Source organism: Rhodococcus oryzae (genome assembly GCF_005049235.1).
GTDB classification, from domain to species: Bacteria; Actinomycetota; Actinomycetes; order Mycobacteriales; family Mycobacteriaceae; genus Rhodococcus_G; species Rhodococcus_G oryzae.
Window position 1 is genome coordinate 95,550 of sequence record NZ_SUMD01000013.1, and the last position, 14,259, is coordinate 109,808.

Sequence of the window (14,259 nt, forward strand, 5' to 3'; positions counted from 1 at the left end):
CGGCCTAGTTCACCGCGCAGCTTCCGCCCTTACCCGGCAGCCGATGCCTGTTGGCCGCCACCCAGCGGTACAGGAGGTCCTGGAGTTGGCGAATGCCCCAGATCCTGTAGACGAACAAGGGGATTCGGGTGCCGAGCACCCCCGAGAGCGCGGCGTTGATGGCACCCGCACCCGCGTACCGGTCACCGCGCGAGTCCACCGCCCATGCCTGCTCGAGCGCGGCCTCGGTGTCCACCCCGAATCTCTCCGGCGCGCCGCGCTGCTGCAGCGCGACCGTGCTGACCCGACCGCGGCGGTCGATGCGGTCGAGGAACTTCGCGCTACGTACACAGAAGCCGCAATCCCGATCGAACAACAGCTCCACCGTGTACGGGGAATGATCAGGCATTGCGGCTCCTGTTCGGGATCGGCTATTCGTTCGGGATGATCTTCTTGGCCGCGTCCTGGGCCTTGTCGACGTGCTGGGCGTACTTGCCGCCGGTCTTCTCGTCGATGAAGTCGCCCGCCTTGTCAACGGCGTCCTCGATCTTGTCGGAGTGCTGGGCGGCAGCCTCCTTGCCCTTGCCGAACAGGCCCTTGAGGGTGTCCATGAAGCTCATAGCGTCTCCTCTTCCGGTGCCGACCAGGCACCTTGGGTCGCCGGGGCGTTCCCCCCGCTTCGACCCCAGTCTCACAGAGATCCCTTGGTCACGCCACCGACTCTGGGCTGGTCTGGCCGGGCGCGCCGCCGACATCCGGCTGCGCGAACAGCCGCCGCTGCTCGCCGTGGATCGCACCGGAGACCCACCACGCCAACTCCACCAGCACGATGCCAACCGCGCCGCAGACGAGCGCGGTGGTGGTGGCCGCCACGTTCGATGGATCGAGTTTGAAGAACTCACGGGTGAAGGGCAGCGCGAACAGGACGAGATATCCGCCCACCGACCCGGCGATCAGCAGCACCTTCCACCACGTGTACGGCCGCGCCACGATGGCCAGCACCCAGAGCGCGATCATGATCAGGGTGATCAGGGCAGTGGTCCCGGCCTGCACCCGCTGCGTCTCGGTGGCATCCGGCCCCGCGTACACCAGGGCATAGGCGACAAACGTGGCGACACCGATGACCAGGCCGGACGGCACCGCGAGCCGCATCACCCGCGGGACGAATCCGCTTCGGGCCCGCTCGTTGTTGGGCGCCAGCGACAGGATGAACGCCGGGATACCGATCGTGAACCAGGCCGCGATCGTGACGTGCCGGGGCAGGAACGGGTAGGGCATCGGCTCGAAGTCGAAGAACTCGGAGAGCACCCCCGACAGCCCGACGAGCAGCGCCAGCAACACTGAGTACACGGTCTTGGTGAGGAACAGGTTCGAGACTCGCTCGATGTTGCCGATCACCCGGCGTCCCTCGGCGACCACGTACGGCAGGGTGGCGAACTTGTTGTCCAGCAGCACGATCTGGGCGACCGCCCTGGTCGCGGGGCTGCCCGAGCCCATCGACACCCCGATGTCGGCGTCCTTGAGCGCGAGCACGTCGTTGACGCCGTCGCCGGTCATGGCCACCGTGTGACCACGCGACTGCAGCGCCCCGACCATCTCGCGCTTCTGGTCCGGCCGCACCCGGCCGAAGGTGGTTGCCGTGTCCAGGGTGTCGGCCAGCGCCTCCCGATCGGTCGGCAGCTCCCTCGCGTCGATCGGACGGTCACCGCCGGGCAATCCGAGCGAATCGGCAACCGCACCAACGGAAACCGCGTTGTCCCCGGAGATCACCTTGACCGCGACGCGCTGATCCGCGAAGTACTCGAGGGTCTCCCTGGCGTCGGGACGCACCCGTTGCTCGAGCACCACCAGCGCCCGCGGCGTCACCCCACCCGGTGCCGCGGAGTCGTCCACCGACAGGTCGCTGCTGCCGAGCATGAGTACGCGCAGCCCCTTCGAACCGAGCTCCTCGGCCTCGCGGGCCGTGTCGGTCTCCGGGTCGAGCAACACGTCGGGTGCGCCGAGCACCCAGTTCCCGTTGTCGCCGTAGGAGATACCGCTCCATTTCTTGGCGGACGTGAACGGTGCGATGCCCGTGCTGGTCCAGCCGGGATCGCCGTCACAGGATTCCGCGATCGCCAGCATGCTCGCGTTCGGACGGGGGTCGCTGCCCGCCATCGCCGCGAGCGCGTCGCGGGCCGAGGCCTCGTCCCCGTCGAGGGAACGCAACTCCGACAGCCGCATACCGTTCTCGGTGAGCGTGCCGGTCTTGTCCGCGCACACCACGTCGACGCGGGCGAGCCCCTCGATCGCGGGCAGTTCCTGCACCAGGCACTGCCTGCGCCCGAGCCGGACCACCCCAACCGCGAAGGCCAGCGAGGTCATCAGCACCAGGCCCTCCGGCACCATCGGGACCAGCGCCGCGACCATGCCGTTCAGCGCCGCGGACAGATCCTGCTCACTGACGAACAGCTGGTTGTAGATGATCAGCAGGCCCGCCGGGATCATCAGGTACGTGATGAACTTGAGGATCTTGTCGACGCCGCTGCGCAGCTCGGAGTGCACCAGTGTGAACTTGCTCGCCTCCGCCGCCAGCTTCGCCGCGTAGGCGTCCTTGCCGACCTTCGTGGCCTGATAGGCGCCGCTGCCGGACACCACGAAACTGCCCGAGAGCACCTGCTCGCCCGGCTGCTTGTGGACGGGGTCGGCCTCGCCGGTCAGCAGCGATTCGTCGACCTCGAGGACCTCGCCCTCGACAACGGCGCCGTCGACCACGATCTGGTCGCCCGCGCCCAGTTCGATGATCTCGTCGAGAACCACCTCGTTCGGTGCCACCGACACCGCTACGCCGTCGCGGCGCACCTGGGGCTTGGCCTGGCTGACGATCGCCAGCTTGTCGAGGGTCTGCTTGGCCCTGACTTCCTGAATGATGCCGATCGCGCTGTTCGCGATGATCAGCAGCCCGAACATGCCGTCGATCACCGAGCCCGTGGCCAGCACGATGATCAGCAGCACACCGAGGATCGCGTTGATCCGGGTGAACACGTTGGCGCGGACGATCTCCTTGACCGACCGGCTCGCGCGACCGGGCACGTCATTGGTCTGCCCGTCCGCCACCCGGCGCGAGACCTGTGCCGCTGTCAATCCGGTCGAGACGTCGACCTCGCCTGCCGTCAGTGTCGCGACCGTCACACCGTCGCCGGAATTCTCCTCGGGGGCCATGCCGCCAGGCTATGCCAGACCCGGGGACACCCGCCGCCTCCCGCTCACGCGAGCCGCAGCCACCACTGCCGCTGCGAGGCCGGGCGCAGCACGTCGATCCGCTGTCCCGGCATCGGCACGCTCACCTTCGTATCCACCTCGCCCGCGGCCGCCAGCAGCCGGGTCACCGGCTCCGCCCACGGATGGAACGCCAGATTGAAGGTTGCCCAGTGCACCGGCACCAGCACGCCGGACCCGGGCTCCCCGAGGTTGAGATCGGCGTGCATCCGGACCGCCTCCTCCGGGTTCATGTGGATGTCCGGCCAGTGCTCGTCGTAGGCGCCGACCGGGAGCAGCGTCAGGTCGAACGGGCCGTGCCGCCTGCCGATCTCCGCGAACCTCGGGGTGTAACCAGTGTCACCACCGAAGAACACCGTGCGCTGCGGTCCGGCGATCACCCAGGACGACCAGAGCGTCGGGTTGCGCACCAGTCCGCGGCCGGAGAAGTGCCGAGCCTCGGTGCAGGTGAGGGTCAGGGCACCGACCGTCGCCTGCTCGTCCCAGTCGAGCTCGATGATCCGATCGTCCGGCACCCCCCAGTGCCGCAGGTGCGCGCCGATGCCCTTCGGCACCACGAACGGGGCGCGCTGGGTGCGCACCAGGGCCATGACGGTGGCCTTGTCGAGGTGGTCGTAGTGGTCGTGCGAGACGACGACGGCATCGATCTGCGGCAGCGCCTCGATCCCGACCGGGGTCGGATGCAGCCGGGCGGGCCCGACCAGCCGGGAGGGCGAGACCCGATGGCTCCAGACGGGGTCGGTGAGCACCCGGTGCCCGTCGATCTCGATCAGCGCGCTGGAGTGGCCGTACCAGGTGACGGCGAGTTCCGCGGGCTGCGCGGGTGCGAGCGGGGTGGCCAGCGGGATCGGGCTCCGCGGGCGTCCCAGCCGGCCGCGGGTGAGGAGCGAGGTCACGATGCTCGAGCGCGTGTTCACGAACTGGCTGCTGGGTTCGGTGTTGTGGAACCGCTTGCCGCGATACCGGGCGGAACCCTTCGCGTGCGGCACGATCGCCGTGGTCGAGGCGCCCATCGCCGAGGACAGGTCCGTGCCGACGCGCACCAGCGCCGCGACCCCTGCCAGGCCGGCCGCGGCCGCGATGGCGCCCTTGATCCCGAGTCTCATCGGCCCTTGAACTCCGGCTGCCGCTTCTCCCACCGCGCCTGGCGGGCCTCGTCCATGTCCTCGCTGCGCCAGGCCGCCTGCAGCGCGCTCAGCTGTTCGGGAGTCGGGTCGTCCTGGGTGCCGTCGTCGTTGAACACCATCTTGAGGTGCCGCAGCGACAGCGGGGCCAGGTCCGCGATGCGCTTGGCCCAGTCCTGCGCGGTCGCGAGGTCGCCGATCTTGTTCGCCAGGCCCGCGGTCAGTGCCTCCTCGGCGGTCAGCGACTCGGCTCCGAGCAGCATCGTGCGGGCCGGTCCACCGCCCGCGAGGGATACCAGCCGCTTCACGGTCCAGGTGTCGACGGAGATGCCGAGCTTGGCGGCGGGGATCGCGAAATGGGCGTCGGGGGCGACGACCCGCAGGTCCGAGGCCAGGGCCAGCTGGGTTCCTGCGCCGACCGCCGGGCCGTTCACCGCCGCGATCACCGGGATCGGCGTCGAGTCGATGGTGTGCAGCATCTCGAGCAGGGTGTCGGTGAAGCCGTCGGCGTACACGTCACCGGACAGGTCGGCGCCCGCGCAGAACGCGGAGCCCTGCCCGGTCAGCACGATCGCCCGCGCCCCGAGGGCAACGGCCTCGTCGACGGCATCGCGCAGGAGCACGCATTGCTCGGTGTTCAGAGCGTTCCGCCGCTCCTCCCGCTGGAGCTCGATGGTCACCACATCACCGTCGCGGCTGGTCCCGATCATGTGAATGACCGTACCGTTCACACCCGGGAGGTTGCCACCATGCAGACACGGTCGGACGTCGTGGTCATCGGCGCCGGACAGGCGGGCCTGTCCGCGGGCTACTACCTGCGCCGGTTCGGACTCGAGCCCGGTGCGGGATTCGTGATCCTCGACCACTCCCCCGGCGCGGGCGGAGCGTGGCAGTTCCGTTGGCCCTCACTGACATTGAGCACCGTCAATCGCGTGCACGACCTACCGGGCATGCCGTTCACCGATGTACTGGACGACACCGCCCCCGCCGAGGTGCACGCCGCCGAGGCGGTACCTCGATACTTCGCCGAGTACGAGCGCCGATTCGAACTGCCGGTTCACCGGCCGGTGCACACCCGGGTGGTGTGCGACAAGGCCGGCGACGGTCTGCTCACCCTGGAGACCGACTCCGGGCCCGTCACCGCCCGCGGGATCATCAACGCCACCGGCACCTGGGAGCGACCCTTCATCCCGCGCTACCCGGGAACCGAGCTGTTCCAGGGGCGCCAGCTGCACACCAGGGACTACCAGAGCGCCGCCGAGTTCGCGGGCCGTCACGTGGTCGTCGTGGGCGGCGGCATCTCCGCCGTGCAACTGCTCGACGAGATCTCCCTGGTCACCTCCACCACCTGGGTGACCCGCAGCGTCCCGCAGTTCCGGGAGGAACCGTTCACCGCGGAGGAGGGCAGGGCCGCGGTCGCGGTGGTCGAGGACCGGGTGCGGCGCGGCCTGCCGCCCGGCTCGGTGGTGTCGGTGACCGGGCTGCCGGTCACTCCGGCGATCAGGGCCGCCCGCGCCCGCGGCGCGCTCGCGCGACTGCCCATGTTCAGCGAGATCACCGCGGACGGGGTGCGCTGGGCGGACGGCACGCAGCGTCGCGCCGACGTGATCCTGTGGTGTACCGGCTTCCGCAGCTCGCTCGATCATCTGGCCCCGCTCCGGCTGCGCGGGCCCGGCGGCGGGATCACGATGAGCGGGCGGCTGGCCACGCAGGTCGCGTCCGACCCGCGGATCCACCTGCTCGGGTACGGCCCGTCCGCGAGCACGATCGGGGCAAACCGGGGTGGACGGGCGGCCGCGGCGGAGCTGATCGAGCACCTGGGCGCGACCGCTCGGTAGCGGACCGCACCCGGCCCGTCAGGCCGAGGCCGCGGCCCGTTGCCGGATCTGCCGCGGGGACTCCCCGGCGAGATCCCTGACGGCGCGACCGAACTGGCTCAACCCGGTGAACCCGCTCCGGCTCGCGATCTGGCCGACCGACAAGTGTGCGGCTCCCGGATCCGAGAGCAGGTCGATGCCATGTCTGACCCGTCGTCTGCGGATCATGCCGTAGACCGAAATGCCGTCGCCCTCCATGAGTTTGTGGAGGTAGCGGGGGCTGACGTTGATCCCCGCGGCGACGCGATCGACGTTGAGCGTGGGGTCCGTGAAGTTGCGTTCGATGAAGTCGTAGACCCTGGCCCGGTTGCCGACGGCCATCTCCTCCGGCGTGGGCGCCTCGTCGGCCGATGACTGGATCACGGCCAGCGCCAGATCCACGATCGCGTGCTCGATCAGCGACTGTTCGGCGAGGGTGTTCGGGTGGTGGCGGGTGAGCGGCTCCAGCATTCCCGCCAGCGCGCTCCCGACGGGCGATCCCGGAATGACGGCGCCGGTGAGCTTTCGGGTGTCGATCGACCGCTCCGCGAGCAGCCGGCGAGGGAGATAGACGAAGACGACCTCACTGCCTGCCGCGACATCGAGCTCGAACTCGCGCCCGAAGTCGACGAACGTGATGTCACCGGCCGCGCCCCGACCCGAGGACCGATCCTGTTCCACGCCAACAGTGCCCGACCGGATGGTCGCCACCGAGACGTAGTCACCCATCTCGTCGTCCAGCATGGTGCGGGTGCGGACCGCCGTGACCGCGGTCGATTTCATCCGGTTCACGCGGATCGTCCCGAAGTCCGTGGATCCCATCGTCGCCCGGAACTGCGACGGTTGCTCGGCCCTGAATCGGCAGATCCCGGAGATCATGTCGATCCCGTCGGCCCCGCGCATGTGGAGACCGCCAAGAAACCGTTGCGTCAGTCCCGCGGTCTGCAGAGTTGCCGTGCCAGCGTTCAATTCGCCCCCAGTGTCGCCCGTGCCCCCCGACATGAGTTTCAGAACGCACTGTAACGCAACGCAACGGACCCCGTGGTCAGTCGGTCAGCCCGCGTCGGCGACCACCTGGCGCGCCGGGTTCAGCGGAGCGAACTCGAATCCCCAACCGAGCGACCGCCGCACGCCCAACGTGAGCAGCCGCTGGTACTGGGACCAGGCATGCGTCTGCCAGTCCAGGAACCGCTCGACCACGAGCGTGCGCCACTGGGCGTCGTCCAGGGTCAGCGCAACGGTGGACACGTGCAAACGGGTGCAGATCAGCTGTCGCTCGGCACAGATCTCGATCTCCGACAGCCCGGCGAGACCGACCGCGGGACACCACTCGACACCCGCACAGGTGTCGAACCTGACGGCGGTCGCATGCCGCTCCCAGGTCGCCAACGTCTCCTCGACCGCGTGCTCGTGAGCCGACAGCACCGCGTCCAGGCGGTCCCGCAGCCTGCCGCCGAATGCCGCACGCAGAACCGATCGCGGCGGGGTGAAGGTCACCTCGAGCGCCGAGACCGCTGCGCTCTCGCGCCGCACACCGCAGCCCTCCCCGAAAAGCCACTCGGCGACGCGCATCTCGGGCGGGTGCACGAACTCCGGTCCGGCGGTGGAGGACCCGACCCAACGCAGCCGGGAGATGTCGGGACACTCGAGCGGCGGAACCGAATCCGCGTGTGCGATAACCCACGTCATAGCGGGCATGATGACATCCGGACAACCGTTCAGACCGCACCCAATACCCAATTGTGACCCTGATGCGCGAATCGTCGAATCCCCATGCGCGGATCACCCAGTCCGGCTACGGACTCGGCACCACCACGCCAACGGGTCCGGATCCGACGCACAGCGTGAGATCCTGTTCCACCGCTCGCACCTTGAGCAACCCACCGCCACCCGTCAGGCGCACGAAAACACTGTTCGCGCCGCGCCGAACCGGAACCGTCACCGGCTCCCCTTGCTGGAGCGACACTGTGATCTCGCCGTCCGCCGAGGCCAGGTAGTTCAGCCGAACGGTCCACTCCCAGCCGGCCAGCGGTCCGTCGAGCGACAGCTCGGAGACATCCTTTCCGATGCGATGCCCGCAGCCCGGCTCCGGGCCCGGATCGATGGCCCGGACCCACGTCACCTGCGCGTCGACCAGTCGACCGTCATCGTCGAGCATGCGCAGCTCCGGCGTGGACGCCGTGAACTCCGGGCGATCGGGCAGCGGCCCGAGGACGTGACTGACCAGGTTGTGGGGGTGAGCGACGGGCAGCAGCACCCATATCGACGCCGGCTGCTCCAGCAGCGGCACATCGGGATGGGCCGCGAGCGCAGACCGCGCGTTGGCCAGGTAGTCGCGTGTCGTGTCGTCCCGCCAGCTGTCGGCAAAGGTCGCGGTCGAGACCAGGCTGCCTGCGACGAACACGGACATCAGCGCCACCGCCACCGCCGGTCCGCGCCAGGAACCCGCCCTTGCGGTTCGGGTGGGGGCGCGCAGGATGACGGCCAGCGCGATGGCGATGATGACGGCGCTGTCGGTCAGGTAGCGCAGCGTCTGCCCGAGCTCGAAGGTCGTCTCCGCACCCGATCGGGTGACGACCATCGCCGCGACCGAGGCGAACACAAAGGCCCCCACCGCGATCCACACCCAGGCTATCCGCCGCTTCCAGACGATCGTCGCGACGACAACCGCGACGGCGAGGACCCCGCTCGCGGCGATGAGCACCCCGGGCGGGTCCGCCCACGGCGGACTCGGCGGCCAGCGGTCCCAGGTCCATGGCCCGCCGAAGAGCGTCGGCAGCAGCCCTTTCGATGTCGCATGCCGGACCATCTCGACTGCCGACGCACCATCGTATTCCGCGAAATCCATGGTGACGGTGAGGCGGTAGATGAGCGACCACACGGCCGCGAGCAGCAGCGTGGGCGCCCAGAGGAGCGCCCCCCTGGAGGCCGCGGCGCGAACCGGTCGTGCCCGGCCGTCGACCCGGTAGATCAGCGCGACCGCGGCAAAGGCCACCAGCGGCACCAGCACCGCCTTCTCGAAGAACTGCAGCGAGACCGCGAACACCAGGAACCCGGAGATCGCGTAGCGCGCACTGCCGGTGCGGCACAACCGAATCGCGTCCCCCGCCACCCAGGCGAGGCCGATCTGCAGCGGCAACGCATTGAGACCCGCCGCCCACCAGGCGAAGGCGGGCAGGGTCAGCGGCGAGAAGAGATAGAACACCAACGGGATCAGGATGGTCGGGCGGCGACCGAGGATCAGACGGAGCAGTCGCAGCAGGGCCAATGAGGCCAGCGCCTGGAGCACGAGCAGCATCAGAGCCGCCACCAGCCAGTTGTACGGCGCCAACCTCGTTGCTATCCCGGCGACGAGGAATGCCGCAGGCATGAAATGACCGTCGTGGTCGTAGAACAGGAACTGCGACGACAGCAGCGACATCGATCCGGACCGTCCGGTCAGGATCAGGTCGTCCCAGTAGAAGTAGCCGCGGCTCAGAACCAGGCCCCGCACGACCAACTGCAGGGCGATCAGAGCCAGGGCGAGATGCATGACGCGACGGCCGGACAGCTGCCACCAGCGAGGCGCCCGGGCCGGCCGCCCCTCGGCGGCCGACCCCGAGGCGGACGCCGGGTCCGCGGGGACGAGCATTTCTGCGCGCATGGTTGCACCGACCCTAATGGCTCGAGTCCATTGAGCCCGCATTCGTGCGGACGCTGGCTAGGATCGGTGTTTGGTGTTGCCGAGAGTCCCGTGCGACCGAGAGGACCCCGATGCGTTTCCTCACACTTGCCGCCACTGCCGCCGCACTCGCCGCTGTGTCCGCCGCCCTCGCGGCACCAGCCGCACAGGCCCTGACCCCGCGGACCGTCTTCGGGACGGTGACCTGCAAACAGGGTCACCGGAGTTCGCCACCGGTGGCGGTGTGGGTGGTCGCTGAGAAGGGCGAATCCGGGTGGGCGGATCTCGACGACCCATTCGGCGACCACGGATGGGTGCGCGAGTATTCGTACACGGCTTATGACGCCGAGCGATTCCGACTCGTCGTCGGGTGCGGGGGAACAGAGAGTCAGGCGGAGCGGGCCGTCGTCACCGACTGGATCAAATCCGGTCGACACAACCTGACAGTGAACTACTGACCGTCCGGCACCCGTTGCCGTGGAACCGCACTGGGCCATCCCGGTCCGCGGGTGGACTGTGCACGCGTGTTCGCGATCGTCGACGCGCCCGCGGAGATCTCCGACACCTGATTGTTTTGCTGGACAGCCACTTCTCGACATCGAACGTATGTTCGAGTAAAATCAGGACATGGACCTAGCCGATCTGCTCGACCGACCACAGGACGTGGTCACGTGGCAGATCGACGAACACGACCTCGTCGCCCTGGTGCCGGAACTGTCGACGCGGATCCGCCAACTCGAAGCACTCCGGGTGCGACTGGTCCAGGAGGCCGCCATCCGCGGAGCGATCACGCTGACGGGCGCCTCATCCGCCGTGGGCTGGCTCGCCGAATCGTCGAAACTCATCCCCGGCCACGCCACACGCATGATGTCGCTCGGCGCCGACCTCGACCGCTTCCCCCACGTGAAATCCTCGTTCGACAACGGTGACATCGACGTCGAACAAGCCCGCTCGATCATCGGACTGCTCCTCAAAGTCCCCGACTACACCGCCGACATCAAGAACTCCGCCGACGGCGGAGTATTCGACGACCCCACCGCCGAATGCACCGACCAATGCACGAAATACCTCCTCGCGAACGGCACCCGCGAGAACGCCGAAGACACCCGCAGACGGGTCGCCGGACTGGCCTCGATGCTCCAACCCGACGACACGACACCACCCGACGACGAGAACGAGAAACTCAACGAGTTCTTCGCCTCCCGCACCGCCGGTGGCCGCCTCCGCGTCAAGGGACACTTCGACAAGGCCACCGGCGAACAACTCATGACCGCCCTGTCCGCACTGTCCAAGCCGCAACCCGGCCGCACCACCACCAGCGGCGAGCGCGAACCCGACGCCCGGTCCGCACCCCAACGGCGAGCCGACGCCTTCGCGGACATCATCCGCCACTACCTCGACACCTGGCGCCGCACCCGGCGAAGGCGGCGAACGCCCCCCACATGACCGTCTTCGTCGGCCTCGGCGACCTCGCCAACGCCACCCGCGACGCAGGCGACGAGCCCGAGGAACTACCCCCGGCAACGAAACCCAGCTCATCCTTCATCCGCCGCGGCCCCGCCTGGATGCCCTGGCTCGGACCGATCGGCCTCCGCCTCGCCGTCACCCTCTCCTGCGACGCCTCGATCACCCCGATCGTCATGGACGACGACGGCAACCCACTCGACGTCGGCCGCACCACCCGCACCATCCCCCGACGACTCCGACGCGCCCTCGACGCCCGCGACTGCGGATGCGCATTCCCCGGATGCGGCCGCCCCGCCGCCTGGACCGACGGCCACCATATCCACCACTGGCCGCACGGCGGCGAAACCAAACTCTCGAACCTGGTGCTGCTCTGCCGGTTCCACCACACCCTCATCCACAAAGGCGACTGGCAGGTCCACATCGGCGACGACCAGCATCCTCCCCCAAGGACTCCGTCCAGGGGGGGACCCCCAGGTTCATTCCCCCGAACTGGATCGACCACGAACGAAAACCCATCCCCGCCCACAACCGAAGTCAGCTCTCACTCGCCTGCTGACCCGCCAACACAAACAACAAACACCGCCCCGGACCACGACCCCCACAAGGAGGCCGCGATCCGGGCGGTCTGCGTCACCGACCGGTATCGTCGGTCGGGTGATGTGGAATGAGGTCGGGCCGATGCGATCGCTGCATCTCCGGCATCTGCTCCTCATATCCACCATTGCGATGCTGATCGCACCGGCCTTCGCCCCGGACGGCCCCGCGACGGCAATCGGCGCGACAGTGACGGTTCTCGCGCTCCTCGCGATTGCCGGTCGCGGCGCGATCGAACCGCTGTGCCTCCTATTCGCGCCCTCGACAGGGCCCGCGCGCGATGAACAACGCCGGCGTGGCTCATTCCGCCGCCAGAGCAGCCCCGATACACCGGGAAAGCCGCAGCCCCGGGCTCCCGGAACTCACCTCTCACTCGCGTAGCTCGTTCCTGCCCTTTCCCTGCGCGCTCCCGTGCAGCGTTGACAAATCGACGGCCAAGCGCCGCAATTCCCACCTGCACTCGTAGAGCGCGCCTCGCAGTGAGGTGTTCACTCATGCTCGATTTCATCTACTACCCGGTGTCGGGAATCCTATGGATCTGGCACGCGGTCTTCGGTTTCGCTTTCGGCCCGGACAGCGGTCTCACCTGGGTTCTTGCCGTCACGTTTCTCGTCTTCACCCTGCGTGCACTGCTGTACGTGCCTGCGGTCAAACAAATACGCACCACGCGGCAAATGCAGGAATTGCAGCCGCAGATCAAGGCCCTGCAGAAGAAGTATCAAGGCGATCGCCAGCGGCAAGCCCTCGAAATCCAGAAGCTACAGAAGGAACACGGGTTCAACCCGCTCATGGGCTGTCTGCCGATCCTGGTTCAGGCACCGGTCTTCATCGGCCTGCTCCACGTCCTCCGGTCGTTCAATCGGACCGGCAACGGATTCGGGCAACTCGGAATGTCGCCTGAGGCCAACGCGAGCACCCCGAACTATTTCTTCGGCGTCGACGAGGTTCAGTCGTTCCTCTCGGCGCGCGTGTTCGGGGCCCCGATCTCGGCATGGATCACCCAGCCGAGGGAAGCTCTCGAGGCGTTCGCTCCGTTCGGAGGGATCCCATCCATCGCGAGCATCGCGGCAGTGGCGATCCCGCTGATGGTCGCTGCCGGCATCGCCACACATGCAAATGCCCGCGCCTCGATTCGGAGACAAAGCCAGGCGGCTCAAGAGAACCCGCAGGCCGCAATCATGAACAGATTGATGCTCTGGGTGTTTCCTCTCGGCGTCCTCGTCGGCGGGCCATTCCTACCCATCGCGATTCTGATCTATTGGGTGAGCAACAACCTCTGGACCTACGGCCAGCAGCATCTCATTTTCCGCCGGATCGACGCCGAGGCGGATGCCCGGCAACGAAAGGTCACCGCGGAGCAGGCGTCGGCTGCACCCCGACCCGGCGTTCGCCCCACAAACGCGAGGCGACCCAAGCGCCGTCGCTGACGCCGGGCCGCCTCGGATGGCCTCACATATCGAACTCGTCCGGATCCGGCCCCAGCCGGTTGCCGGAGTCCAGGCCGGCGATCGCGACGAGGTCATCCGCGTCGAGCTTGAATTCGAATACGTCGATGTTCTGCCGAATCCGGTACGGCGTAACGGACTTCGGAATGACGACATTGCCGATCTGCAGGTGCCACCGCAGCACCACCTGCGCCGTAGAACGCTGATGCTTCTCGGCGATCCGGGCCAGCACCGGATCGTCGAGCAGCGCACCGCCCTGGCCGAGTGGCGACCACGCCTCGGTCACGATGCCGTGCTCGGCATGGAACGCCCGAAGCTCCGGCTGCTCGAAATCGGGATGCAACTCGATCTGGTTGACGGCAGGAATCACGGACGTTTCGTCGATGATGCGGCGCAGCTGCGCGGGCTGGAAGTTGGAGACCCCGATGGAGCGCACCCGCCCCTCCGCCTTCAGCTCGGCGAAGGCACGCCAGATGGCGATGTAGTCCTCGCGCACCGCACGAGGCCAGTGGATCAGGTACAGGTCGAGGTAGTCGAGGCCGAGCCGCTCGAGGGAGGCGTCGAACTCGCGGCGAACCGAGTCCGCCGTCCAGGTCTCCCCCGCGCCGTTCCACAGCTTGGTGGTGATGAACAACTCGTCCCGCGCCACCCCGGAGTCCGCGATCGCCCGGCCGGTGCCCACCTCGTTGCGGTAGATGGCCGCGGTGTCGATGCTCCGGTAACCGATGCTCAACGCGCTGGTGACGGCCGAATAGCTCTCGTCGTCGGGCACCTGCCACACGCCGAAGCCGAGCTGCGGGATGGTGTTGCCGTCGTTCAAGGTCACGTTCGGGACAGGGCTCACAGAGGTCATGCAACGGACAACTCCGGCCGTC

General features: G+C 68.2%; 15 protein-coding genes. 6 read left to right on the forward strand and 9 right to left on the reverse strand.

What is annotated here, in order from left to right; genetic code table 11:
• Positions 1–4: 4 nt before the first annotated feature.
• From FCG67_RS22255 to FCG67_RS22275, 5 genes are all read right to left on the reverse strand, one after another.
• Positions 5–388 (reverse strand): thiol-disulfide oxidoreductase DCC family protein, encoded by a 384-nt coding sequence (locus FCG67_RS22255; protein ID WP_136911794.1) that lies wholly within the window; start codon positions 386–388, stop codon positions 5–7.
• Positions 389–410: 22 nt separating this feature from the next.
• Positions 411–599, reverse strand: a complete 189-nt coding sequence (locus tag FCG67_RS22260; RefSeq protein ID WP_097213920.1) for an antitoxin — start codon at positions 597–599, stop codon at positions 411–413.
• Positions 600–687: 88 nt separating this feature from the next.
• The gene (locus FCG67_RS22265; protein ID WP_136911795.1) at positions 688–3,180 is read right to left on the reverse strand and encodes an HAD-IC family P-type ATPase; all 2,493 of its coding nucleotides are present in this window, start codon (positions 3,178–3,180) and stop codon (positions 688–690) included.
• A 44-nt stretch (positions 3,181–3,224) separates the two neighbouring features.
• Positions 3,225–4,343, reverse strand: a complete 1,119-nt coding sequence (locus FCG67_RS22270) for an MBL fold metallo-hydrolase (protein ID WP_136911796.1) — start codon at positions 4,341–4,343, stop codon at positions 3,225–3,227.
• Positions 4,340–5,071, reverse strand: coding sequence for an enoyl-CoA hydratase (locus FCG67_RS22275; protein ID WP_136911797.1), 732 nt, complete (start codon positions 5,069–5,071; stop codon positions 4,340–4,342). The genes FCG67_RS22270 and FCG67_RS22275 overlap by 4 nt, the downstream gene beginning before the upstream one ends.
• A 39-nt stretch (positions 5,072–5,110) precedes the next feature.
• Here FCG67_RS22275 and FCG67_RS22280 point away from each other — a divergent pair, with 39 nt between their 5' ends.
• Entirely contained in the window at positions 5,111–6,199 is a 1,089-nt protein-coding gene (locus FCG67_RS22280; RefSeq protein WP_136911798.1) for an NAD(P)-binding domain-containing protein, read from the forward strand.
• A gap of 18 nt (positions 6,200–6,217) precedes the next feature.
• Here FCG67_RS22280 and FCG67_RS22285 read toward each other — a convergent pair whose 3' ends face one another.
• The 3 genes from FCG67_RS22285 to FCG67_RS22295 all read right to left on the reverse strand — a co-directional run bounded on the left by FCG67_RS22285 (position 6,218) and on the right by FCG67_RS22295 (position 9,749).
• The gene (locus FCG67_RS22285) at positions 6,218–7,120 is read right to left on the reverse strand and encodes an AraC-like ligand-binding domain-containing protein (RefSeq protein ID WP_169310595.1); all 903 of its coding nucleotides are present in this window, start codon (positions 7,118–7,120) and stop codon (positions 6,218–6,220) included.
• 150 nt (positions 7,121–7,270) lie between these two features.
• Complete coding sequence (locus FCG67_RS22290; RefSeq protein WP_169310596.1) at positions 7,271–7,906, reverse strand: relaxase domain-containing protein; 636 nt, start codon at positions 7,904–7,906, stop codon at positions 7,271–7,273.
• 106 nt (positions 7,907–8,012) lie between these two features.
• Entirely contained in the window at positions 8,013–9,749 is a 1,737-nt protein-coding gene (locus tag FCG67_RS22295) for a hypothetical protein (protein ID WP_136911838.1), read from the reverse strand.
• 221 nt (positions 9,750–9,970) lie between these two features.
• Between FCG67_RS22295 and FCG67_RS22300 the strand changes: the two genes are divergently transcribed.
• The 5 genes from FCG67_RS22300 to yidC all read left to right on the forward strand — a co-directional run bounded on the left by FCG67_RS22300 (position 9,971) and on the right by yidC (position 13,366).
• Positions 9,971–10,336, forward strand: a complete 366-nt coding sequence (locus FCG67_RS22300; RefSeq protein ID WP_136911801.1) for a hypothetical protein — start codon at positions 9,971–9,973, stop codon at positions 10,334–10,336.
• Positions 10,337–10,505: 169 nt separating this feature from the next.
• Positions 10,506–11,324, forward strand: a complete 819-nt coding sequence (locus tag FCG67_RS22305; protein WP_136911802.1) for a DUF222 domain-containing protein — start codon at positions 10,506–10,508, stop codon at positions 11,322–11,324.
• On the forward strand, positions 11,321–12,013 hold the full coding sequence (locus tag FCG67_RS22310) for an HNH endonuclease signature motif containing protein (protein WP_136911803.1): 693 nt from the start codon (positions 11,321–11,323) through the stop codon (positions 12,011–12,013). Before FCG67_RS22305 ends, FCG67_RS22310 begins: the two co-directional genes overlap by 4 nt.
• 58 nt (positions 12,014–12,071) lie before the next feature.
• Entirely contained in the window at positions 12,072–12,320 is a 249-nt protein-coding gene (locus FCG67_RS25485) for a DUF6412 domain-containing protein (RefSeq protein ID WP_246045226.1), read from the forward strand.
• A 113-nt stretch (positions 12,321–12,433) separates the two neighbouring features.
• Positions 12,434–13,366, forward strand: coding sequence for a membrane protein insertase YidC (gene yidC / locus FCG67_RS22315; RefSeq protein WP_136911804.1), 933 nt, complete (start codon positions 12,434–12,436; stop codon positions 13,364–13,366).
• Positions 13,367–13,388: 22 nt separating this feature from the next.
• On the opposite strand, the gene FCG67_RS22320 is transcribed toward yidC, so the two are convergent.
• Positions 13,389–14,237: an aldo/keto reductase gene (locus FCG67_RS22320; RefSeq protein ID WP_211243298.1), complete on the reverse strand. Its 849-nt coding sequence runs from the start codon at positions 14,235–14,237 to the stop codon at positions 13,389–13,391.
• Between the last annotated feature and the right edge of the window lie 22 nt (positions 14,238–14,259).

Coding starts and splice junctions, on each gene's coding strand:
- FCG67_RS22255 (WP_136911794.1), bottom strand. CDS start 388: ATGCCTGATCATTCCCCGTACACGGTGGAGCTGTTGTTCGATCGGGAT.
- FCG67_RS22260 (WP_097213920.1), bottom strand. CDS start 599: ATGAGCTTCATGGACACCCTCAAGGGCCTGTTCGGCAAGGGCAAGGAG.
- FCG67_RS22265 (WP_136911795.1), bottom strand. CDS start 3,180: ATGGCCCCCGAGGAGAATTCCGGCGACGGTGTGACGGTCGCGACACTG.
- FCG67_RS22270 (WP_136911796.1), bottom strand. CDS start 4,343: ATGAGACTCGGGATCAAGGGCGCCATCGCGGCCGCGGCCGGCCTGGCA.
- FCG67_RS22275 (WP_136911797.1), bottom strand. CDS start 5,071: ATGATCGGGACCAGCCGCGACGGTGATGTGGTGACCATCGAGCTCCAG.
- FCG67_RS22280 (WP_136911798.1), top strand. CDS start 5,111: ATGCAGACACGGTCGGACGTCGTGGTCATCGGCGCCGGACAGGCGGGC.
- FCG67_RS22285 (WP_169310595.1), bottom strand. CDS start 7,120: ATGCGCGGGGCCGACGGGATCGACATGATCTCCGGGATCTGCCGATTC.
- FCG67_RS22290 (WP_169310596.1), bottom strand. CDS start 7,906: ATGACGTGGGTTATCGCACACGCGGATTCGGTTCCGCCGCTCGAGTGT.
- FCG67_RS22295 (WP_136911838.1), bottom strand. CDS start 9,749: ATGCATCTCGCCCTGGCTCTGATCGCCCTGCAGTTGGTCGTGCGGGGC.
- FCG67_RS22300 (WP_136911801.1), top strand. CDS start 9,971: ATGCGTTTCCTCACACTTGCCGCCACTGCCGCCGCACTCGCCGCTGTG.
- FCG67_RS22305 (WP_136911802.1), top strand. CDS start 10,506: ATGGACCTAGCCGATCTGCTCGACCGACCACAGGACGTGGTCACGTGG.
- FCG67_RS22310 (WP_136911803.1), top strand. CDS start 11,321: ATGACCGTCTTCGTCGGCCTCGGCGACCTCGCCAACGCCACCCGCGAC.
- FCG67_RS25485 (WP_246045226.1), top strand. CDS start 12,072: ATGCTGATCGCACCGGCCTTCGCCCCGGACGGCCCCGCGACGGCAATC.
- yidC (WP_136911804.1), top strand. CDS start 12,434: ATGCTCGATTTCATCTACTACCCGGTGTCGGGAATCCTATGGATCTGG.
- FCG67_RS22320 (WP_211243298.1), bottom strand. CDS start 14,237: ATGACCTCTGTGAGCCCTGTCCCGAACGTGACCTTGAACGACGGCAAC.